This is a genomic window from Priestia sp. 10L35 (genome assembly GCF_056395685.1).
Genome location: NZ_JBFTKA010000077.1, coordinates 1 through 315, shown reverse-complemented (window position 1 = coordinate 315; position 315 = coordinate 1). Strand labels below are relative to the sequence as shown.

The window sequence follows — 315 nt, the reverse complement described above, 5'->3', positions numbered from 1 at the left end:
GAAGCCCCCCTCAAGATGAGATTTCCCATAGCGCAAGCTAGTAAGATCCCTGAAAGATGATCAGGTTGATAGGTCAGAGGTGGAAGCGTGGCGACATGTGTAGCTGACTGATACTAATCGATCGAGGACTTAACCAAACTTTTAAAAGCRTAAGCTTTACTCAGCRAACTGTTATCTAGTTTTGAGAGAGCAATCTCTTGTCTGGTGGCGATAGCGAAGAGGTCACACCCGTTCCCATACCGAACACGGAAGTTAAGCTCTTTAGCGCCAATGGTAGTTGGGACTTTGTCCCTGTGAGAGTAGGACGTTGCCAGG

General features: G+C 47.6%; 2 rRNA genes. Both read left to right on the top strand.

The annotated features are described in order from the left end of the window. A 23S ribosomal RNA gene (locus tag AC1DEF_RS29430) occupies window positions 1–137 on the top strand; the annotation flags it as partial. 63 nt (window positions 138–200) lie between these two features. Continuing rightward, window positions 201–315 (top strand): 5S ribosomal RNA (gene rrf, locus AC1DEF_RS29425); the annotation flags it as partial.